Raw genomic sequence first — 19,458 nt, 5'->3', positions numbered from 1 at the left:
GCTGCGGCTTGATCAAGGGCGGCGGACCCGCCAGGCGAAGGCGGTCGCAACGGCGAGCAGAACGGCCGCGCCGGCCTGATGAAGTACGCCCAGGCTGATGGGAACCGCCGCCATCAGCGTCCAGACGCCAAGGACGGCCTGAAGGAAGACAACGGCCGCGACGGCCGTGGCGAGGCTTTTGCCATGGCTCACCAGCAGACGATCACGCCGCGCCAGGACGACCAACACGACTGCGGCCAGGAGCAGGGCGTAGGCGAAGATGCGGTGGTTGAACTGAACTGCGGCCTGGCTGTGGGCCAGCGTTCCCCACAGGCCCGCACCGCCATAGTCACCCGGGAAGAACCGCCCATTCATCAGCGGCCAGTCGTTGTAGACAAACCCCGCGTCATTGCCGGCGACAAGCGCGCCCAGCAAGCTCTGGAAGAAGACGGCGCCAAGGAACGCCAGCGCCCAGCCGCGCCAGGGGCTGCGCTCCTCGACGCGCGGTGAGCCGTTCCAGGCGTCAAGGGCGGTCCAGATCAACAGCACAAACAGCGCAAGGGCCAGGCCCAGGTGGGTCATCAGCCGTTCCGGGGCCACCGAAACCCGCTCGGAAAGGCCGCTGGACACCATCCACCAGCCGACGAGGCCCTGCAGGCCGCCCAGGCCCAGCATCGCGGCGCAACGCCAGATTAGACGGCGCGGAATATCGCGACGGATCAGGAAAACGATCAGCGGAATGGCGTAGACCGCCCCGACAGTTCGCCCCAGCAAACGGTGGGCCCACTCCCACCAGAAGATTTCCTTGTAGCCCTCCAGGGTCATATCCGGATTGACCAGCTGGAACTGAGGGATCTGCTTGTAGAGCTCGAAACTCTCTCGCCAGGCCTGCTCTGACATGGGCGGCAAGGCGCCCATGATCGGCTGCCACTCTGTGATCGACAGACCCGAGTCGGTCAGACGGGTCGCCCCGCCGACAACGACCATGGCGAACACCATGGCGGCGACGATGAAAAGCCAGATCGCGACGGGACGCGAGCGGTCGGAACGCAGGAAAGACGTCATAGGGTCGGAAAAGCGTCACTTGTGGGCCGAATTGCGGCGGCTCCCTCCCTACGCCCGACAATGGCCCGCATCAATCTCTGTGTGGCCCGACATGACGGAGCCGCCGCTTCGTGCGAAACATCGGCACGCGCGGACGAAGCGGAGCGATCAATGAGCGGAATGGGAGTCTTCGCGGCGGCGGTGATCGGCATCCTGGCCGGATGGATCGCCGACATCGTTCTGGCGCGCCGGCACTCGCTGTTCAGCAAGCTCTTGATCGGCGTCATAGGCTCGTTCATCGGAGCCTTCATCGCCTCGCGTATCGACCTACATCTGGCTGGCTTCGTCGGCGAGTTGATCGTCTCGACCGTCGGCGCGATTCTGTTCCTGGCCGTCCTTGGCCTTATTCGGAGACCCGCGTGAACGAACCTTCCAGCCCGCCCCGATTGATCCCCGCGCGCCTGCGGAAACTGATCGGCTCGATCGGCGTCATGGTGATCTTGTTCGCATGGATCTGGATCTTCACCAGCCTCTACGACCACCTGCCCCAGAACCGCTTCGTGCATCTGGTCTATTTCGTAGCCTTGGGCATGGGCTGGATACTGCCCGTGATCCCGCTGATCAGCTGGATGGGCAAGGCCGACAAGCCGCTGGACACCGGCGTGCGATAAAGCCGGATACGAAAAAGGCCGCCCTTCCGGGCGGCCTTTCATCTTCCGCATATTCCCGAAGGAAATGGTCGGAGCGACAGGATTCGAACCTGCGACCCCTTGACCCCCAGTCAAGTGCGCTACCAGGCTGCGCCACGCTCCGACGCGGAAGGAGCGCCCTTATAGGCGCCGCCCTGCCCTTGGGCAACACCGATTTGGACAGAAATCAACCGCGCGCCAAAAGTCCGTCGAGGCGGGATTTGATCGCGGTAAGATCGGCGAGCGCGAACGCCAGTCGGTCCCGCGCCTCCTCGCCGACAGCGCGCTCTTTGCCCGGCGGCGCGTAGTCGAATTCAGCTTCCAGACTCGCCGAACCGTTGGACCCCAGCCCGGCGGCGATCACGTGCGCCAGCCCATGATCGCGATGCAGCTTCTGTACGCCCTTGATGGTCAGCCCTTCGCTGTGCAGCAGGGTGCGGACGCCGTTCAGAACAGCGATGTCCTGTGGACGATAGAACCGACGCCCACCGGCGCGTTTCATCGGGCGGATGAAAGAGAACTTGGTTTCCCAGAAGCGAAGCACGTGCTGCGGCACGCCAAGCTCCTCGGCGGCTTCGGAGATCGTGCGGAAGGCGTTTGGCCCCTTCGCCACCGCAATCGATCCTTAGCCGCCCAGAGCGCGATCGATGCGCGCCTTCATGACCTGCGAAGCGCGGAAGCCGATCACGCGCCGCGGCTCGATCTCAGCGGGCTCGCCGGTCTTGGGGTTGCGCCCCATGCGCGCGCGCTTGGCGCGGACCTGGAAGACGCCGAACCCGGACAGCTTGACGGTTTCGCCCTGCTCCAGCGCCTCGGCGACGAGATCGAGAGTGCGCTCGACCAGTCCCGCGCAGTCCTGGCGGGTCAGTCCGACTTCCTCATGAACCGCCTCGCACAGGTCGGCCCGGGTCAAAGTAGCGCCCTTCATGCAACCCCCTTCACGCGTATCGGAGCGACCTTGGGGGTCGCCCTAGCTGGAGCACTCGCGGCGAACCCTGGCGTGTTGCGGCCGCCCTCAACTGGCCGCGCCCAGGTTCACCGACGACCTCATGCCGCGATTACCGCATGAAGTCAAAGACTCAACGCCAAGAGTTCATGCCTTGGCGCAGGATCGCGCAGCGCGCAGCGCCAGCGCCCTGAAACTAGAGACGGACGACGCAGGCCCCCCAGGTCAGCCCACCGCCCATCGCCTCCAGAAGCAGCAAGTCGCCCTTCTTGATCCGGCCGTCCTTGATCCCGTGCGCGAAAGCCAGCGGGATCGAGGCGGCCGAGGTGTTGGCGTGGATGGCCACGGTCGAGATGACCTTTTCCTCGTCAATGCCGCAGCGATGCGCCACGCCTTGGAGGATGCGCTGATTGGCCTGGTGCGGAATGAACCAGTCGACATCGGCGACCGCAACGCCCGCCTTGCCGGCGGCGGCGTGAATCGCTTCGGAGATGTTGACGACCGCGTGCTTGAAGACCTGATTGCCCAGCATCCGAAGCTTGCCGACCGTTCCGGTCGTCGACGGCCCGCCGTCGACATACAGCAGATCCTGCTTTGTCCCGTCGGCGCGCAGGGCGAAGCCCAGCATGCCGCGATCGTCAGTGGTCCCCTCGCCTTCCCCCGGCTCGAGCACGATCGCGCCGGCGCCGTCGCCAAAAAGAACGCAAGTGCCGCGATCGCTCCAGTCCATCAGGCGCGTCATGGCTTCAGCGCCGATCACCAGCGCGCATTTGGAATGACCGCGCGCAACGAAGCCGTCGGCGACGCTCATGGCGTAGACGAAGCCCGAGCAGACAGCCTGGACGTCAAAGGCGACGCCGACCGGCGCGCCCAGCTTGCGCTGCACGATCGTTGCGGTCGCGGGGAAGGTAAGATCCCCGGTCGTCGTCGCCACGATAATCAGATCGACATCTGCAGCCGTCTTGCCCGCCGCCGCCAGGGCTTCCTTGGCCGCCTCGAACGCAAGATCCGAAACCGGCTGATCGTCCGCCGCCTGATGGCGCTGACGGATCCCGGTGCGCTCGACGATCCACTCGTCGCTGGTGTCGACAAACTTCGCCAGGTCATCGTTCGTCACGACCTTGGACGGCAGATAGGCGCCGACGCCAGTTACAACGCTTCGCACAACGCTCACTCGGCCACTCCTTGGGCGTCTGCGCCGGGACCCTGCCCGTCGCCGGACTTGATCGCCGCCGCCGTAGCGGTCAGGCGCTTGAGATTTCTGTCGATTTCGGCGCGGAAATCGCTGCGCGCGAGGTTCGTCGCGACTCGAATGGCCGAAGCGAAGCCGTTGGCGTCCGCGCCCCCATGGCTCTTCACCACGATGCCATTCAACCCCAGCAGCGGAGCGCCGTTCACGCGGCTCGGATCCAGGCGGTGACGCATCTTCTTCAGGGCGCCTGACGCGATCAGCGCGCCCAGCATGGCCAGAGGTCCCGAGGTCAGGGTCGACTTGATCTCATTCGAGAAGAACCGCGCCAGCCCCTCGGCGGTCTTCAGGGCGACGTTGCCGGTGAAGCCGTCGGTCACGACCACATCCACCGTGCCATAGGCGATGTCGTTACCCTCGACAAAGCCGTGGTAGTCGAAATCCAGGGTGGTCTCGCGCAGGATGGCGTGCGCCTCGCGCACCTCCTCGTGCCCCTTCTGGTCTTCGGAGCCTACGTTCAGCAGCCCCACTGTCGGCCGCTTGGATCCGTGGACGGCGTGATGGAAAGCCGCGCCCATGATGGCGAACTCAACGAGTTGCGACGCGTCGCTTTCGACGTTGGCGCCGACATCGAGAACGGTCGTTACGCCCTTCATCGTGGGCCAGTTGGCGACGATGGCCGGACGCTCCAGCTCTGCGCCCATGCGCAGGATCAGCTTGGAGATGGCCATCAACGCGCCCGTGTTGCCGGCGGAAACGCAGGCCTGCGCCTCGTTTTCGCGAAGGGCCTCGACTGCGTTCCACATGCTGGAGCCCTTGCCCCGACGCATGGCCTGGGCCGGCTTCTCGTCCATGCCGATGGCTTTGTCGCAGTGGCGGACTTCGCTCACCGCCTTGGCGCCAGGATGCTTCGCAAGCTCGGCTTCGATCGCAGCGCCGTCACCGTGAAGCAGGAAGCGCACGCCCGGCAGGGCCTGGAGCGCTTGAGCGATCCCGGGGACGACAATGGAGGGGCCGTGGTCGCCGCCCATGGCGTCGACGGAGATGACGAGGGATTGGGACACGTGGCGCTGTGAGCTCCGGCAGGCGGCCGCACCGCCCTGAAGGCGGCGGACGATACATCCGCGTGATTATCACGCAAGCAGGCGAGTCGGGCCTAGCCAGCCCGGCTGACTTGAAATCAGACCCTCTCAAACTCAGTCCAGCGGCTGTCGAGCCGCTCGCAAGCCGCGGAAGACGTTAGTCTTCCTCACGCTTGAGGCTGAGAGACTTCAAGGCGGAGAAGGGCGAAATCTCGGTCGGCTCAGGCGGCTGGACGAACACTGCGCCCGGCTTGCGAGGGAAAGGATCCAGTTCCAGAGCCAGATGCTCCACCACATAGCCCGAAACATCGATCATCTCGCCTTCCAGGACATCGGGCGGATCGTCGCCGTCCGGATCGGCGCCGAGGTCGCCGAACTCCTCCTGGGGGGCGTTCTGGCTGTTCGCCGGCAGGACTCGCAACGAAAAGCGCGCGTCGATCGGCGTCTCGAAATCGTCGGCGGTCGCGCTGCAGGTCTGAACAACCCGCGCACGGAGAATCCCCGAGACACTGGCGCCATCGAGCCAGGACGACAGGTGGACCTCGGCGCTGAGCGCTTCCAGACTGACCAAGCCCAGTTGCTTGGCGATCGCCTTGCGCTGCTCAGCAGAAGGCTCAAGCCGCAAGCTGACGGCGCCGCGATCCACTTGCGCTAGGGAAATCTCACAGGGCCAGGCTGTGGTCAGGGGTTCGGCCAAGTCACGTCTCCTTGCAGCAAGGCGTCCAGCGGCTGAGCCGCCAGCGCTTCGCGCACCTTGATCACATACGTCGTCAACGCCGCCGCGTCGCCATCGCTGCGCTCCTCCAACGCGGTGCGCGCGATGAATTCGCGCGTCGCCGTAGTCTCGGGAAAGCCGCCTATGGCGTCGTCATAGGCCTTGAGGCGTCCATAGAAGGCGCCCGCCAGCTTCTTCATCTTCTTGCCGACTGCGGTGTCGGAGACGCCAATCTCGCGGAAAGCGTCGTCGAGCCCCTTCACATAGGCGTCGAACACAGCTTGCGAGGTCTCGGCCGCCGCCTCCCCCTGCCCCTTCAGGCGCTCGACCAGGAAGATCACATGCAGGCTGAAGAGCTCGAAGCGCCCTTCCAGCGAGTCGCGGACGCCATAGTCGCGATAGAAGGTCGCCGATCGAGCCTGCGCGACCGCGGACGCGTAGAGCTTGGCGCCCGCCAACTTGGCGGGTCTCGGCTTCAGCCACCTATCCAGAAACATTCAAACGCCTCGATTTCGCCGCGACATCCCGCTATGCGCGGAGTCCGCCTTCACGCGGGCATTGAACTAAGCCCGCGCGAGCGATAGGTCAAAGTCTGCATTTTTCCGGTTCGGAGCCTTGATGTCTCGCCCCGCCGTTTTCGCCGCCGCCGTCATGGCCGTGGCGCTCGCTTCTTCGGCGTGCACGCCGCTGACAAGCTATTCCGGTTTCCAGGCCATCGAGGCCAAGCCGGCCGAGATGAAAGTCGGCGAGGACAGCAAGTCCACCCTGATGGAGAAGCTCGGCTCTCCGTCGGCGGTTTCGACCTTTGACAACAACACCTGGTACTACATCTCGCAGACCACCGACCGCGTGGCCTTCTACATGCCGCGCGTGATCAAGCGCGATGTCGTCGCCATCAAGTTCAACCCCGCTGACGAGAAGGTCGCGTCGGTCGACACCTATACGCTGCAGGACGGCAAGGTCATCGCCTACAACGGCCGCGAGACGCCGACCCGTGGCCGCGAGATGACCATTCTCGAGCAACTTCTCGGCAACGTTGGTCGCGGTGGCATGCTGCCGCAGGACGACACGGCGCCGGGCCAGCGGCCAGGCGACCGATAGACCTAAGTCGACACGTCGCGACAACAGAGAGGCCGCTCACCAGCAGGTGAGCGGCCTTTTTTCGCGCCCAGGTGAGTCCGTCGTGAAAAGCACCACTCAAGCTGGTGAGTTAAGCTGCGACACTTTACTCTAAATCCCAGATTCACCCTCATGAACCAGCTTGGCCGGCCCCGGTTGAAAGACTCTATCAACTCAATCCAGCCAATCATCGACTCCAGCCGCCAAGATTTCGCGGCGCGAATTCACGGCCGCGAGGGAGGCGCTCTGTGGAGGGAATGGATTTCCGCGATGTGTCGGTCCTGCTGGTCGATGACAACGCGAACATGCGCAAGGTTGTCGGCACGATGCTGAAGGCGGCAGGCGTGCGCCGGATCCGTGAGGCGAATGATGGACTCGAAGGGCTGAAGATCTTTCAGACCCAGGAGATCGACATCATTTTCACCGACCTGATGATGCAGCCCGTGGATGGTCTTGCATTCATCCGCTGGATCCGGACATCGACGGCAAGCCCGAACCACTTCGTGCCGATCATCATGATGACGGGTCACGCGACCCAGCGCACTCTGAACGAGGCGCGCATGGCTGGCGTAACAGAGTTCCTAGCCAAGCCGTTGACCGCGCGTGGCGTGATGCATCGCATCAACGAGATCGTCAACAATCCTCGCCCGTTCGTGCGCGCCAGCGAATATTTTGGCCCCTGCCGCCGCCGGCGGATCGATCACGACTTCCAGGGCGTCGAGCGCCGGGGGGCGGCTGCGGCCCCGGTCCAGGACGCGCTTGAAGAGATGGATCTCGAAGACATCTACTAGGCGCGCCCTGACCTCAGGCGTCCACATCAAAGCAGAACGCCCCGGAGCAGGCTCCGAGGCGTTCGCCTTTATGACTGGTCCTCTGAAAAATCAGACGCCGTGGGCCAGGACCGCGATAAGCAGCAAGGCCACGATGTTGGTAATCTTGATCATCGGGTTCACGGCGGGACCCGAGGTGTCCTTGTAGGGGTCGCCGACCGTGTCGCCCGTGACGGCGGCCTTGTGGGTTTCCCCGCCCTTCTTGTGCAGGACGCCGTTCTTGTCGGTGAAGCCCTCTTCGATCACCTTCTTGGCGTTGTCCCAGGCGCCGCCGCCGCTGGTCATCGAGATGGCGACGAACAGGCCCGTGACGATCACGCCCATCAGCATGGCGCCGAGGGCCGCAAAGGCGTCGACCTTGCCGGCGATGGCCTGGATCACGAAGAACAGAGCCACTGGCGAGACGACCGGCAGCAGGCTGGGCACGATCATCTCGCGAATAGCGGCCTTGGTCAGGATGTCCACGGCCTTGCCATACTCCGGCTTGACCTCGCCGGTCATGATGCCGGGGTTCTCGCGGAACTGACGGCGGACCTCGGCGACGACCGACTCGGCCGCCCGGCCGACGGCGGTCATCGACAGACCACCGAACAGGAACGGCAGCAGGCCGCCAAACAGCAGGCCGACCACAACGTACGGGTTGGACAGGTCAAACGTCACCGCGCCCATGCCGTCGAAGAAGCTACCTGGGGCGGCGTTTTCCGAGAAGAACTTCAGATCCTCGGTATAGGCGGCGAACAGCACCAGGGCCCCCAGACCGGCAGAACCGATCGCGTAGCCCTTGGTGACGGCCTTGGTGGTGTTGCCTACGGCGTCCAGCGCGTCGGTCGTCACGCGGACTTCCGGCGGCAGGCCGGCCATTTCGGCAATGCCGCCGGCATTGTCGGTCACGGGGCCGAAAGCATCGAGGGCGACGATGAAGCCGGCCAGCGACAGCATGGTCGTAGTGGCGATGGCGATGCCGAACAGGCCCGCCAGATTGTAGGTCACCACGATGCCGACAATGATCGTCAAGGCCGGCAGGGCCGTCGACTCCAGCGACATGGCCAGGCCCTGGATCACGTTGGTGCCATGGCCCGAGACCGAGGCCTGCGCCACCGACTTGACCGGACGGAAGCCGGTGCCGGTGTAGTACTCGGTGATCATCACGATCGCGGCGGTCACGACCAGACCGGCCAGACCGCAATAGAACAGCGCGTCAGCGCCATAGGAGCGACCGTCCACCTCGACGGCGGTCGGCACCAGCTGGTGGATCACGTACCAGACGGCCGGGATCGACAGGACGCCGGTCACGATGAGGCCCTGATACAGAGCGCCCATGATGTTCTGGCTCTTGCCCAGACGCACGAAGAACGCGCCGATGATCGAGGTGACGATGCAGACCGCGCAGATCGCCAGCGGCAGCAGCATCATTGCGCTGACGGCCTCGGTCCCGCGGAAGAAGATCGCCGCCAGAACCATGGTGGCGACCGTGGTCACCGCGTAGGTCTCGAACAGGTCGGCGGCCATGCCGGCGCAGTCGCCGACATTGTCGCCCACATTGTCGGCGATCGTCGCGGCGTTGCGAGGATCATCCTCCGGAATGCCGGCCTCGACCTTGCCGACAAGGTCACCGCCCACGTCGGCGCCCTTGGTGAAGATGCCGCCGCCCAGACGGGCGAAGATCGAGATCAGCGAGGCGCCGAAGCCCAGCGCGACCAGAGAGTCGATAACCACGCGACCGGTCGCCTCATGGCCGGTGGCCAGCAGGACGTAGTAGTAGCCCGCCACGCCCAGCAGGGCGAAGCCGGCCACCAGCATGCCCGTCACGGCGCCGGAGGTGAAGGCCATCGACAGGCCCTTGGCGAGACTCTCGGAGGAGGCTTGCGCGGTCCGCACATTGGCGCGAACCGAGATCAGCATGCCGGCGAAGCCCGCCGCGCCGGAGAGGATCGCGCCCAGCGCGAAGCCGACCGGTTGCTCCCAAGATTTGAAGAAGAACGCCAGAGCGGCGATCACCACCACGCCGACGATGCTGATCGTCGTGTATTGGCGCTTGAGATAGGCCTGAGCCCCTTCCTGGATCGCCGCAGCGATCTCCTGCATGCGCGCATTGCCAGCCGAGGCTCGCATTAGACTCGCTGTCTGCACGGCGCCGTACAGCACCGCCAGAAGCCCGGCCCCAATAGCCAGATAAAGCCAAAGACTCATTAGTTCTTCGCCCCTTCGCGTTTCTCAATCACGAGGGGACGCCGATCCGGGGAGAATGGAATGACGCACGTCAAACCCGCCACCCCGATCGACGGGCGGGCCTTTTGGCCTCATGCCCCTCGATGCTCCCTAAATGACACCCGGAACAGTGTCATTCCAACGAGACTGTCAGATGGCTGGGGGGTGCGCAACCCGGCTCGAAACAAGCGTTTGTCGCTGAGGAACGGGGCCAGAAAGCCCGCCTAGGGGCGAACAATCTCGCGATCGACCTGTATCGCCGCGCTGGCCTTGGGGGGCATCAGTTGCTGCCGGGGGATCTGTTTCACGATCTCGACCGAGGCAACCTTGCCCTTGCCGAACAGAACAGCGCTCTGGCTCAGCACAAAGGCCGTGAGACGCGGCCCGTCCACTTCTTTCCAGGTGTCGGTGCGCGTGAAGGGGGTCTTGTGCGCCGCCCGCACGATCGCGTCCCGCAGGGCTGGCTCCTTGTCCTTGAAGGACTCGACTTCCGTTCCGGAGGTCAACTTGAGCGTCATCGCCACGAAGACGTAGTTGACGATCCTGCCATTGGCGATGATCGGGATGGTCATCGAGCCCAGCTTGTAGGTGGGGTCGAGCGCCTGCTTGCCGTCATCCTTCTTCTTTTCGGAGGCCAGGGCGGGGCTGGCCAAGGCGGCCCAAGCGCCACAGGCGGCGACCAGGAGGATGCGGCGCGTGGGGGTGTCTGGCGGGGTCATGGCCCCTCCCCTAGCATCCAAGGCCTTGAAATTCGCCTAACCGCAGCCGTGGGGCCCTGTACGATCCGATTGTCTCACTCAAATCGGAGAAAAGGGCTCCATCTCAGACATTCAGAGCATTTTTTCGATCCGATCACCGTTTCATGCGGATCGGAAAACGCTCTAGCCGTGAAGCCAGCCAAGCCGAGAGGGCGTGACGTCACGCCCCTTGTAGTAGGCCGAGACCCCCTCGCCTTCGACAAACTCGCCGATCTCGCTGACCTTCACGCCGGCGGCGGCGGCAGCCACCCGGAAGGCCCAGGCCTCATTGGGATCAACCGCACAGACGATCTCGTAGTCGTCGCCACCGGACGCCAGGGAGATCCGTCCCTCGACCTGCTCCGGCTGCTGATCCAGCCAGGCTTGCGCGCCCGGCGAAAGCGGCAATCGCTCAAGATCGACCCGCACCCGGCAGCCGCTGGCCTTGGCGATATGGCTGCTGTCAGCCAGAAGCCCGTCGGAAACATCGGCGGCGGCCTTGGCGTGAACACGCATGGCGTCGCGGAGGGTCACGCGCGGTTCCGGCTGGCGATAGCGGCGCAGCATGGCCCCATCGGCGTCCATGACCTCGCCCCACTGCGCCAGAAGACCCAGCCATCCGTCACCGATCGTACCGGAGACCATCAGGCGGTCACCAGGCTTAGCGCCCCGGCGGAGAATCGTCTCGCCCTGCGGCGCCCAGCCCAGAAAGGTCGCCGACACGACGAGCGGACCGGAGGTGGTGACCGTATCCCCGCCCAGCAGGGAAATGTCGAACAACGCACCATCCTCAGCCAGCCCTCGGGCGAAGGTCTCTCGCGAGGCGACGTCGGAGCCGGAAGGCCAGCCCACGGCGAGGAAATAGCCATAGGGCTCGGCCGCCTTGGCGGCGAGGTCGGAAAGATTGGTGCGAAGCAGCTTTCGGGCGACGACATCCAAGGCCTCTTCGGCCAGGAAGTGAACGCCCGCGACCATGGCGTCCTTGGTGATCACCAGGTCGTATCCCGGCCTGGACGGCAGCACCGCCGCATCGTCCAGAAGATCCAGAGCGACAGGGTCGCCACGCGTCAGCGGCCGCAGCAACCGCGCGATATGATCAAACTCAGTCGGCGGCGCCGCAGCGGGGGCCGCAGCGTCGTCTTCAGCGAACCAGTCTTCTTCGTCAGTCTCGTGCATCACGGGCGATCGCGTCGAGGGCGCCATTGATGAAGCCTGACTCGGGACCTTCAAAAAAGGATTTCGCGATCTCTACATATTCATTGATGACCACCTCGGTCGGAACGTCCGATCGGTACATCAGCTCGAAGGCCCCGGCGCGCAGCACCGCGCGGGCCGTCGCATCCAGTCTTTCCAGTCGCCAACCGGACGCCAAACGCTTGACGATACCCTGGTCGATCTTGGCTTGATTGGTCACCACGCCGCGCGCGAGGTCGGCGAAGAAGGTCTCGTCAGCCGCCGCGAGCTGCTCGCCCTCGACGTCGCGGTCGAAGCGATGCTCGCCGAACTCGCGGATCACCGAATCGACGCCGGCGCCCGAGACTTCCATCTGATACAGCGCCTGGACGGCGGCGAGACGCGCAACGGAGCGCGGTTGGATACGGTTGCCGCTCATCGGGCCTGTCCCAGCAGTTGGCGCTTCAGACCGATGGTCTCCAAGCAGGCCTTGGCGGCCGCGCCGCCGCGATCACCTTCGCTGACCCGGGCGCGGCTCAGGGCCTGGGCCTCTTCATCAACGGCCAGAACGCCGAATCCGATCGGCAGACGCTTGGCCACGCCAAGGTCCTGCAAGCCACGAGCGGTCTCGTTGGCGACGAGTTCGAAATGGTAGGTTTCGCCGCGGATCACCACGCCCAGGGCGACATAGCCATCATAGCGCACGCCGACCGGACGGTGCCCGGCATCCTCAGCCATGGCGATCACGGTCGGAATCTGCAGCGCGTTCGACACAGTGATCACGTCGTACTCGGCGCCCTGCGCCTCGATGGCTTGGGTGGCTCCGCGCAGCAGTTCGTCGGAGATCCCCGAATGGCTTCGGCCCTCCACGATCAGCAGGCGGATTTTGTCTTCAACCATCTAGCTCAACTCTCCACGGGCACGCGCGCCGCGCGCCCCTACAAACACACAACAGGATTAACGGACTATAGCTCTTCTTCGCCGCCGTCGCTCAGACCCTCTTCGGTCAGGAACTTGGCGAAGTCGCTGGTTTCCTTGAAATCACGGTAAACGGACGCGTATCGGACATAGGCGACGTCATCGAGCGATTTCAACGCCTTCATCACCATCTCGCCCACCGTCGACGAGGGCAGCTCGGTTTCGCCCATGCTTTCCAGCTGCCGAACAATGCCGTTGACCATCCGTTCGACGCGCTCGGGATCGACCGGACGCTTCTGGGTGGCCAGGCCGACCGAACGCACCAGCTTGTCGCGATCGAACGGGGAACGGCGCCCAGAGCGCTTCACGATAATCAGCTCGCGAAGCTGCACGCGCTCGAACGTGGTGAAACGTCCGCCGCACTCAGGACACATCCGCCGACGCCGGATGGCCGCGCCGTCTTCCGACGGGCGGCTATCCTTGACCTGGCTTTCGGCATGGCCGCAGAACGGGCATCGCATGATCTAGCCCCCTCCGCGGCGCAATCACCCTATTAGTTGTAGATCGGGAAGCGACCCGTCAAGGCCAGCACTTCTTCGCGAACCTTGGCCTCGACGGCGGCGTTGCCGTCCGGACCATTGACCGCCAGGCCGTTGACGACCTCGCCGATCAGCTCGCCGACGCGGGTGAACTCGGCTTCCTTGAAGCCGCGCGTCGTACCGGCCGGGGTGCCCAGGCGAATGCCCGAGGTGATCGTGAACGGCGCAGTGTCGAACGGCACGCCGTTCTTGTTGCAGGTCATGTAAGCGCGCTCGAGGCTGTGCTCGGCGTCGCGGCCGGTCACACCCTTCGGGCGCAGGTCGACCAGCATCAGGTGGCTGTCGGTGCCGCCCGAGACGATATTCACGCCCGACTTCAGCAGCGCCTCGGCCAGGGCCCGCGCGTTCGCGACAACTTGTCGCGCATAATCCTTGAACGAAGGCTGCAGCGCTTCGCCGAACGCCACGGCCTTGGCCGCGATGACGTGCTCCAGCGGGCCACCCTGCAGGCCGGGGAACACCGCAGAATTGACCTTCTTGATGATCGCTTCGTCGTTGGTCAGCACCATGCCGCCGCGCGGACCGCGCAGCGTCTTGTGCGTCGTGGTGGTGACCACGTGGGCGTGCGGGATCGGGTTGGCGTAGGCGCCGCCGGCGATCAGGCCGGCGTAGTGCGCCATGTCCACCATCAGATAGGCGCCGATCGAGTCGGCGATCTCGCGGAACTTGGCGAAGTCGATCTCGCGGCTGTAGGCGCTGCCGCCGGCGATGATCAGCTTGGGCTTCTCGCGCTGGGCGACCTCGGCGACGCCGTCATAGTCGATCAGCTGGTCCTGCTGGCGGACCGAGTAGGAAATCGGCTTGAACCACTTGCCCGACTGGTTGGCGGGGCTGCCGTGCGTCAAATGGCCGCCGGCGGCCAGATCCATGCCCAGGAACGTGTCGCCCGGCTGCAGCAGCGCCATGAACACGGCCTGGTTGGCCTGCGAGCCCGAGTGCGGCTGGACGTTGGCGAAGCCCGCGCCAAACAGCGCCTTGGCGCGCTCGATCGCGATCGTCTCGATCTCGTCGACATATTCGCAGCCGCCATAGTAGCGCTTGCCCGGATAGCCTTCGGCGTACTTGTTGGTCAGAATCGAGCCCTGGGCCTCAAGCACGGCCTTGGAGACGATGTTCTCCGAGGCGATCAGCTCGATCTGGTTCTGCTGGCGACCCAGCTCGCGACCGATGCGATCGAAGATGTCGCGGTCCGCAGTGGCGAGGTCCGCGCCGAAAAAGGCGCTGAGGTCAGTTTGGGTCATCACGCTCTCCTGGCGTTGCGGGGAGTCGGCAGAGGCGCCCTCTTTAACGGGATAGGCGCGGCGATCAATCTCGGAACCACTCGAGATGTTGCGCGTTGTCGACCGGCAGGGCGCATCTGGCCCCTGCGCGAACGATGACGACAATAACAGGAGTGGGGTATCTCATGGCGTCTCAGGGCGGCGGAAACACGGACACGACGATCGAGAGTGACGTCGACATCCTGGGACTCAGCGCCGAGATCGTAGCGGCCTATGTGGGTCAGAATACGGTCGCTCAAGCGGCCATCCCAGACCTGATCAGGACCGTCCACGGGGCGCTGGCCACGCTCAACGACGGCGGCGAGGCGCCCGGGCCCGCAGAAAAGGCCAAGCCCGCCGTTCCCGTAAGCCGTTCGGTGCAGCACGACTACATTGTCTGCCTCGAAGACGGCAAAAGGCTGAAGATGCTGAAGCGCTACCTGCGCTCGCACTATGACATGAGCCCCGAGGACTATCGTCGCAAATGGGGCCTGCCGCCGGAGTACCCCATGGTGGCGCCGGCCTATACGGCCAGACGTTCGGATTTCGCCAAGCAGATCGGCCTGGGCAAGGGCGTGCGGCGGGGCAGCTGAGCCATCATCCAGACGCACAAACGCCGCCGGTTTCCGGCGGCGTTTTTCGTTTCCAGAGCTTTGCGGACGTCCGAAGCTGAAGGTGCGCGTCTTCCTTCTAGGCCGCGTAGCCGCCCATCCGGGCGACGTTGCAGTGGGCCCAAAGCTTCTCCATCGCCGCGACCAGCTTGCGCATCATGTCGTCAGTGTGGAACGGCGTCGGGGTGAAACGCAGGCGCTCGGTGCCACGCGGGACGGTCGGATAGTTGATCGGCTGCACATAGACGCCGAAATCGGCCAGCAGCATGTCGCTGATTATCTTGCAGTGGACGGGATCGCCGACCAGCACCGGAACGATATGGCTGACGCTGTCCATGACCGGCAGACCCGCCGCCTTGAACATGGCCTTCAGGGTCGCCGCGCGCTCCTGGTGAACCTCGCGAACCTCGGGGTGCTGCTTGAGCCAGCGGACGCTGGCCAGCGCACCGGCCGTCAGGGCCGGCGGCAGAGACGTCGTGAAAATGAAGCCCGAGGCCATCAGGCGAATGGCGTCGATCACCTCGGCGTCGCCGGTGATGTAGCCGCCCATCACGCCGAACGCCTTGCCCAACGTACCTTCGATGATGTCGATCTCGCTCATCAGGCCATCGCGCTCGGCGACGCCGCCGCCGCGCGGGCCATACATGCCGACCGCGTGAACCTCGTCGAGATAGGTCATCGCGCCGTACTTCTTGGCCAGGGCCACGGTGCCGGCGAGGTCGGCGATGTCGCCGTCCATCGAGTAGACGCTCTCGAAGGCGATCAGCTTGGGCGCGTCAGCCGGCGCTTCGGCCAGCAGTTGCTCGAGATGCGCCAGGTCGTTGTGCTTGAAGATCTTGCGCGGACCACCGCCGTTGCGGATGCCGGCGATCATCGAGGCGTGGTTCAGTTCGTCCGAGAAGATGATCAGGCCGGGCAGGATCTTCTGGACCACCGAGAGCGTCGCCTCGTTCGAGACATAGCCCGAGGTGAACAGCAGGCCGGCTTCCTTGCCGTGCAGATCCGCCAGTTCCTGCTCCAGCAGGACGTGGTCATGGTTGGTGCCCGAAATGTTGCGCGTACCGCCGGAGCCCGAACCGTGCTCGTCCACCGCGGCCTTCATGGCCTCCAGAACCACAGGATTCTGACCTTGTCCGAGATAGTCGTTGCTGCACCAGACAACGACTTCCTGTTCCGAACCGTCCTGGCGCGTCCAGGTCGCGCGCGGAAACTGGCCGCGCTGACGCTTCAGGTCGGCGAACACCCGGTAGCGACCCTCTTCGCGGATCTGCTCAACGGCGCTGCGGAACGCGGCTTTGTAGTCCATGTCGATCTCTAAACCACCGCCCAGCCGGGTCGGCGGTCCCCTAAGTCCAGGCTCGGCTTTTCGCACCAGTCGCCCGCAGTGTCCATCTAAGGGCGTTTACCTAGCAAATCGAAAGGCCTGATGGCCTTGATCGAGTTTCTCGATACACGCCCTGAACTATCATCTCTTGGCCGATTCAATGCAGATCGGACACCCTTCCGCGCAGTAACTCGATGACGGCCGAGAAGTCCTTGCCGCCAAAGCCGTTGGCGTCGAACAGCGCGTAAAGCGCCTCGGCCTGCGCCCCCATAGGCGTGGAGGCGCCGGCCTTGGCGGCGGCTTCCTGAGCCAGCTTCAGGTCCTTCAGCATCATCGCCGAGGCGAAGCCGCCCTCGAAGCCGCGATCTGCGGGCGTCTGCGGCCCCACGCCCGGCACCGGGCAGTACGAGGTGATCGACCAGCACTGGCCCGAAGACTTGCTGGCGATCTCGAAGAAGCGGTCGGCCGCCAGACCCAGCTTCTCGGCCAGGGCGAAGGCCTCGCAGGTCCCCAGCATCGAGACGCCCAGCAGCATGTTGTTGCAGATCTTGGCCGCCTGCCCCGCCCCATGGTCGCCGGCGTGGATGGTCACGCGCGACATCGGCGCCAAGGCGGCCTCCACGGCGGCAAAGTCGCTAGCCTCGCAGCCGACCATGAAGGCCAGGGTTCCCGCCTCTGCGGCCATGATCCCGCCGGACACCGGCGCGTCAGCGAACCGGAAGCCGGCCTCAGCGGCCTGCCTGGCCACGACGCGGGCGCTGTCCACGTCGATGGTCGAACAATCGATCAGCAGCGCGGATTTGGGCGCATTCGGGAGGATCTGCTCGGCGTAGACCGTGCGCACATGCGGCCCTGCCGGCAGCATGGTGATAACGATCTCGGCTTCGGCCACGGCTTCAGCGACCGATGCGGCCGCCAGACAACCTGCTGCGACAGCACGCTCCACCGCGGCGGCTGAAAGGTCGAAGGCGCGGACCTGATGCGGGGCCTTCGCCTGATTGGCGGCCATGCCGCCGCCCATATTGCCAAGGCCGATAAAGGCGATACGCGTCATCGAAGAACTCCCTGCAAAAGCGAACCGCGCCTCATGGGCGCGGCTCTTATCGTTGATTTTATTCAGCTTTCTTAGCGCACCGGCTTGCGGAACTTGTAGACGAACTGGTCGGTCTTTCCGCGAATGCCTGCGTCATAGACGTTGGCGGCCCGCGGATCGGCGGGATTGCGCAGCACCCGCGTCTCGCCTTCGAAGACGAAGCCCGCCGCCATCACCTCTGCCTTGACCACCGCAGGGTCGATCCGGTGTAGCGTCTCGGTGTCCCGCAGGCCCGAACCCGCGTCGGCGACATGGTCGAGCACCAGATAGACGCCACCGGGCTTGAGCGCCCGGAACACCTGACGGTTCACCACGCCAAGGTTGGCCGGGCCCATGAACTTGTTGTGCATGTCGTGGTAGTTCTGGGCCGTAAACACGAGGTCCAGCTTCTCCGGCGCACCAAAGTTGGGAAGCGTGTTCAGGATGACCTGCACGTTCGAATAGACCGGATCGCGCGCGATCGCGTTCACCGCAGGCTCGCGCTTGGCGAGCTTGGTCAGTTCATCGGGCACATAGGCGTAGACCTTGCCCTTGGGCCCGACAGCCTTCGAGAAGATCCGCGTGAAGTAACCACCGCCCGGGATCAGGTCGGCGACCTTGGCGCCGCTCTTGACGCCCGCGAACGCCAGCACCTCCCCGGGGTGACGATCCTTGTCGCGGATCATGTCGGCGGCCGGACGCGACGGATCGCTGAGCGCAGCCGCAATATTGGCCGGCAGGGCGATCGCAACCGGCCCCGATGGCGGTGGCGGCGGGGGTCCCATCATCGGCTGGCTGGCGCAGGCCGCCAAACCCAGCACGGCGACGAGACTTAGCAGCGGCTTACGCATGGCAATCCTTCCGAACCGACGTGTTCTTGTTTCCGGACACGTTAGCGCACGACGTCCGCTACGTCAGCGGTGTCCACTCTTCGCCCGGCGGAAGAGGTGCAAAAATCTCGGCCAGTGCGGCGTCCGTGACATCCTCGACCCGCGCCGGCGACCAGCGGGGGGCGTTGTCCTTGTCGACGATCACGGCCCGCACGCCCTCGATGAAGTCATGCTTCATCACCACGCGCGAGCCGATCCGGTACTCCATGGCCATGTTGTCGGCGAAGTCTTCCATCGCCGCGCCGCGCTTCAATTGCTCGAAGGCCACCTTGAGGGTCTGGGGCGACTTGGTCTTCATGACCTCAAGCTGCGCCTTGCCCCAGTCGCTGGAGTCGAGGGTCAGGAACTCGAAGATCTCCTCGACGCTCTCGCCCACGAACAGCCGGTTCAGATCCTGTTCGAAGCCCAGGAGCGAGGCCTTGCCCGCGTCGGCGCGGTACTTGCGCAGCGTCTCCTCGATGCGGCGCGGATCAGCGATGATCGCCTTCTTCAGGCCCTCCACCGCGCCGAACTCGACGAAGTGGGTGGCGATGCCCAGGCGCATGCAGTCCGCGCCCTTGATCCGCGCGCCGGTCAGCGCCAGCCACAGCCCGGCCTTCCCGGGCAACCGAGGCAGGTACCAGCCCCCCCCGACGTCCGGGAACAGGCCGATGCCCGTCTCCGGCATCGCGAAGGTGGTGCGCTCGGTGGCGATCCGGATGTGGGCCGGCATCGAAATCCCGACACCACCGCCCATCACGATCCCGTCCATCACGGTGACGACCGGGGTCTCGTAAGTGAACAGCAGGTGGTTCAGCTGGTACTCGGTGTGGAAGAACCGGCGGGCCTCAACGCCGTCCTTGGCGCCGCTTTCGGCCAGCATGCGTATGTCACCGCCGGCGCAGAAGCCGCGCTCGCCCGTATGGTCGATCAGGACCATGTAGATCTCGGGATCGTCCTGCCAGTCCAACAGCGCGCCGATCATGGTCTCGCACATGTTCAGCGTCAGGGCATGCAGCGCCTTGGGCCGGTTCAGCGTGATGCGACCGACGTTCTTCTCGACGCGGATCAGGACTTCGGGGTCGTCGGTCATTG

23 protein-coding genes and 1 tRNA gene are annotated in these 19,458 nt (G+C 64.8%); 5 read left to right on the top strand and 19 right to left on the bottom strand.

Annotation, left to right across the window (positions count from 1 at the left end):
• Positions 1-12: 12 nt before the first annotated feature.
• The gene (locus OVA11_RS09960; RefSeq protein WP_268067239.1) at positions 13-1,044 is read right to left on the bottom strand and encodes a COX15/CtaA family protein; all 1,032 of its coding nucleotides are present in this window, start codon (positions 1,042-1,044) and stop codon (positions 13-15) included.
• Between the two features lie 150 nt (positions 1,045-1,194).
• Here OVA11_RS09960 and OVA11_RS09955 point away from each other — a divergent pair, with 150 nt between their 5' ends.
• On the top strand, positions 1,195-1,446 hold the full coding sequence (locus OVA11_RS09955; protein WP_012640223.1) for a GlsB/YeaQ/YmgE family stress response membrane protein: 252 nt from the start codon (positions 1,195-1,197) through the stop codon (positions 1,444-1,446).
• Positions 1,443-1,694 (top strand): DUF2842 domain-containing protein, encoded by a 252-nt coding sequence (locus OVA11_RS09950; protein WP_096032995.1) that lies wholly within the window; start codon positions 1,443-1,445, stop codon positions 1,692-1,694. The genes OVA11_RS09955 and OVA11_RS09950 overlap by 4 nt, the downstream gene beginning before the upstream one ends.
• A gap of 65 nt (positions 1,695-1,759) precedes the next feature.
• Here the strand turns inward: OVA11_RS09950 and OVA11_RS09945 are convergent.
• From OVA11_RS09945 to OVA11_RS09915, 7 genes are all read right to left on the bottom strand, one after another.
• A tRNA-Pro gene (locus OVA11_RS09945) sits at positions 1,760-1,836 on the bottom strand.
• 63 nt (positions 1,837-1,899) lie between these two features.
• The gene (locus tag OVA11_RS09940) at positions 1,900-2,325 is read right to left on the bottom strand and encodes a MerR family transcriptional regulator (protein WP_268067238.1); all 426 of its coding nucleotides are present in this window, start codon (positions 2,323-2,325) and stop codon (positions 1,900-1,902) included.
• 12 nt (positions 2,326-2,337) lie between these two features.
• Complete coding sequence (locus tag OVA11_RS09935; protein ID WP_010919247.1) at positions 2,338-2,640, bottom strand: integration host factor subunit alpha; 303 nt, start codon at positions 2,638-2,640, stop codon at positions 2,338-2,340.
• 214 nt (positions 2,641-2,854) lie between these two features.
• Positions 2,855-3,832, bottom strand: a complete 978-nt coding sequence (locus tag OVA11_RS09930; RefSeq protein ID WP_012640222.1) for a beta-ketoacyl-ACP synthase III — start codon at positions 3,830-3,832, stop codon at positions 2,855-2,857.
• Complete coding sequence (gene plsX / locus OVA11_RS09925; RefSeq protein WP_268067237.1) at positions 3,829-4,911, bottom strand: phosphate acyltransferase PlsX; 1,083 nt, start codon at positions 4,909-4,911, stop codon at positions 3,829-3,831. Before plsX ends, OVA11_RS09930 begins: the two co-directional genes overlap by 4 nt.
• Positions 4,912-5,086: 175 nt before the next feature.
• Positions 5,087-5,626, bottom strand: coding sequence for a YceD family protein (locus OVA11_RS09920; RefSeq protein ID WP_268067236.1), 540 nt, complete (start codon positions 5,624-5,626; stop codon positions 5,087-5,089).
• Positions 5,611-6,141: a ubiquinol-cytochrome C chaperone family protein gene (locus tag OVA11_RS09915; RefSeq protein WP_268067235.1), complete on the bottom strand. Its 531-nt coding sequence runs from the start codon at positions 6,139-6,141 to the stop codon at positions 5,611-5,613. Before OVA11_RS09915 ends, OVA11_RS09920 begins: the two co-directional genes overlap by 16 nt.
• 121 nt (positions 6,142-6,262) lie before the next feature.
• On the opposite strand from OVA11_RS09915, the gene OVA11_RS09910 reads away from it, so the two are divergent.
• Together OVA11_RS09910 and OVA11_RS09905 are read left to right on the top strand one after the other, a co-directional pair.
• Complete coding sequence (locus OVA11_RS09910; RefSeq protein WP_012640219.1) at positions 6,263-6,745, top strand: outer membrane protein assembly factor BamE; 483 nt, start codon at positions 6,263-6,265, stop codon at positions 6,743-6,745.
• A gap of 266 nt (positions 6,746-7,011) precedes the next feature.
• Positions 7,012-7,554, top strand: coding sequence for a response regulator (locus OVA11_RS09905; protein ID WP_268067234.1), 543 nt, complete (start codon positions 7,012-7,014; stop codon positions 7,552-7,554).
• Between the two features lie 90 nt (positions 7,555-7,644).
• On the opposite strand, the gene OVA11_RS09900 is transcribed toward OVA11_RS09905, so the two are convergent.
• The 7 genes from OVA11_RS09900 to glyA form a co-directional block, all read right to left on the bottom strand.
• Positions 7,645-9,783 carry a sodium-translocating pyrophosphatase gene (locus tag OVA11_RS09900; protein ID WP_268067233.1) on the bottom strand — a complete coding sequence of 713 codons (2,139 nt, stop codon included), beginning with the start codon at positions 9,781-9,783 and terminating at the stop codon, positions 7,645-7,647.
• 242 nt (positions 9,784-10,025) lie between these two features.
• Complete coding sequence (locus OVA11_RS09895) at positions 10,026-10,520, bottom strand: hypothetical protein (RefSeq protein ID WP_268067232.1); 495 nt, start codon at positions 10,518-10,520, stop codon at positions 10,026-10,028.
• A gap of 162 nt (positions 10,521-10,682) precedes the next feature.
• Complete coding sequence (thiL, locus tag OVA11_RS09890) at positions 10,683-11,741, bottom strand: thiamine-phosphate kinase (protein ID WP_010919238.1); 1,059 nt, start codon at positions 11,739-11,741, stop codon at positions 10,683-10,685.
• Positions 11,701-12,150 carry a transcription antitermination factor NusB gene (nusB, locus tag OVA11_RS09885; protein WP_010919237.1) on the bottom strand — a complete coding sequence of 150 codons (450 nt, stop codon included), beginning with the start codon at positions 12,148-12,150 and terminating at the stop codon, positions 11,701-11,703. The genes thiL and nusB overlap by 41 nt, the downstream gene beginning before the upstream one ends.
• Positions 12,147-12,611 (bottom strand): 6,7-dimethyl-8-ribityllumazine synthase, encoded by a 465-nt coding sequence (gene ribH / locus OVA11_RS09880; RefSeq protein WP_268067231.1) that lies wholly within the window; start codon positions 12,609-12,611, stop codon positions 12,147-12,149. The genes nusB and ribH overlap by 4 nt, the downstream gene beginning before the upstream one ends.
• 65 nt (positions 12,612-12,676) lie before the next feature.
• Positions 12,677-13,150, bottom strand: coding sequence for a transcriptional regulator NrdR (nrdR, locus tag OVA11_RS09875; RefSeq protein ID WP_010919235.1), 474 nt, complete (start codon positions 13,148-13,150; stop codon positions 12,677-12,679).
• 32 nt (positions 13,151-13,182) lie between these two features.
• On the bottom strand, positions 13,183-14,469 hold the full coding sequence (glyA, locus tag OVA11_RS09870) for a serine hydroxymethyltransferase (protein WP_268067230.1): 1,287 nt from the start codon (positions 14,467-14,469) through the stop codon (positions 13,183-13,185).
• Between the two features lie 164 nt (positions 14,470-14,633).
• On the opposite strand from glyA, the gene OVA11_RS09865 reads away from it, so the two are divergent.
• Positions 14,634-15,080: a MucR family transcriptional regulator gene (locus OVA11_RS09865; protein WP_268067229.1), complete on the top strand. Its 447-nt coding sequence runs from the start codon at positions 14,634-14,636 to the stop codon at positions 15,078-15,080.
• A 97-nt stretch (positions 15,081-15,177) separates the two neighbouring features.
• Here the strand turns inward: OVA11_RS09865 and hemA are convergent, their stop codons facing one another.
• The 4 genes from hemA to OVA11_RS09845 all read right to left on the bottom strand — a co-directional run bounded on the left by hemA (position 15,178) and on the right by OVA11_RS09845 (position 19,456).
• The gene (gene hemA, locus OVA11_RS09860; protein WP_268067228.1) at positions 15,178-16,404 is read right to left on the bottom strand and encodes a 5-aminolevulinate synthase; all 1,227 of its coding nucleotides are present in this window, start codon (positions 16,402-16,404) and stop codon (positions 15,178-15,180) included.
• 175 nt (positions 16,405-16,579) lie between these two features.
• A complete protein-coding gene (gene mmsB, locus OVA11_RS09855; RefSeq protein WP_268068936.1) occupies positions 16,580-17,533 on the bottom strand; it encodes a 3-hydroxyisobutyrate dehydrogenase in 954 nt (317 codons plus the stop codon).
• A gap of 14 nt (positions 17,534-17,547) precedes the next feature.
• Complete coding sequence (locus tag OVA11_RS09850; protein WP_268067227.1) at positions 17,548-18,345, bottom strand: class I SAM-dependent methyltransferase; 798 nt, start codon at positions 18,343-18,345, stop codon at positions 17,548-17,550.
• A gap of 58 nt (positions 18,346-18,403) precedes the next feature.
• Positions 18,404-19,456 carry an enoyl-CoA hydratase/isomerase family protein gene (locus tag OVA11_RS09845; protein ID WP_268067226.1) on the bottom strand — a complete coding sequence of 351 codons (1,053 nt, stop codon included), beginning with the start codon at positions 19,454-19,456 and terminating at the stop codon, positions 18,404-18,406.
• Positions 19,457-19,458 lie beyond the last annotated feature (2 nt).

This window comes from Caulobacter sp. SL161 (genome assembly GCF_026672375.1).
Classification (GTDB): domain Bacteria; phylum Pseudomonadota; class Alphaproteobacteria; order Caulobacterales; family Caulobacteraceae; genus Caulobacter.
This window is presented reverse-complemented; position numbering and strand designations above follow the sequence as displayed.

Bases quoted from the DNA above. Each gene is read 5' to 3' on its own strand.
- OVA11_RS09960 (WP_268067239.1), bottom strand. From the start codon at position 1,044: ATGACGTCTTTCCTGCGTTCCGACCGCTCGCGTCCCGTCGCGATCTGG.
- OVA11_RS09955 (WP_012640223.1), top strand. From the start codon at position 1,195: ATGAGCGGAATGGGAGTCTTCGCGGCGGCGGTGATCGGCATCCTGGCC.
- OVA11_RS09935 (WP_010919247.1), bottom strand. From the start codon at position 2,640: ATGAAGGGCGCTACTTTGACCCGGGCCGACCTGTGCGAGGCGGTTCAT.
- OVA11_RS09915 (WP_268067235.1), bottom strand. From the start codon at position 6,141: ATGTTTCTGGATAGGTGGCTGAAGCCGAGACCCGCCAAGTTGGCGGGC.
- OVA11_RS09910 (WP_012640219.1), top strand. From the start codon at position 6,263: ATGTCTCGCCCCGCCGTTTTCGCCGCCGCCGTCATGGCCGTGGCGCTC.
- OVA11_RS09900 (WP_268067233.1), bottom strand. From the start codon at position 9,783: ATGAGTCTTTGGCTTTATCTGGCTATTGGGGCCGGGCTTCTGGCGGTG.
- OVA11_RS09895 (WP_268067232.1), bottom strand. From the start codon at position 10,520: ATGACCCCGCCAGACACCCCCACGCGCCGCATCCTCCTGGTCGCCGCC.
- thiL (WP_010919238.1), bottom strand. From the start codon at position 11,741: ATGGCGCCCTCGACGCGATCGCCCGTGATGCACGAGACTGACGAAGAA.
- nusB (WP_010919237.1), bottom strand. From the start codon at position 12,150: ATGAGCGGCAACCGTATCCAACCGCGCTCCGTTGCGCGTCTCGCCGCC.
- ribH (WP_268067231.1), bottom strand. From the start codon at position 12,611: ATGGTTGAAGACAAAATCCGCCTGCTGATCGTGGAGGGCCGAAGCCAT.
- nrdR (WP_010919235.1), bottom strand. From the start codon at position 13,150: ATGCGATGCCCGTTCTGCGGCCATGCCGAAAGCCAGGTCAAGGATAGC.
- glyA (WP_268067230.1), bottom strand. From the start codon at position 14,469: ATGACCCAAACTGACCTCAGCGCCTTTTTCGGCGCGGACCTCGCCACT.
- OVA11_RS09865 (WP_268067229.1), top strand. From the start codon at position 14,634: ATGGCGTCTCAGGGCGGCGGAAACACGGACACGACGATCGAGAGTGAC.
- hemA (WP_268067228.1), bottom strand. From the start codon at position 16,404: ATGGACTACAAAGCCGCGTTCCGCAGCGCCGTTGAGCAGATCCGCGAA.
- OVA11_RS09850 (WP_268067227.1), bottom strand. From the start codon at position 18,345: ATGCGTAAGCCGCTGCTAAGTCTCGTCGCCGTGCTGGGTTTGGCGGCC.
- OVA11_RS09845 (WP_268067226.1), bottom strand. From the start codon at position 19,456: ATGACCGACGACCCCGAAGTCCTGATCCGCGTCGAGAAGAACGTCGGT.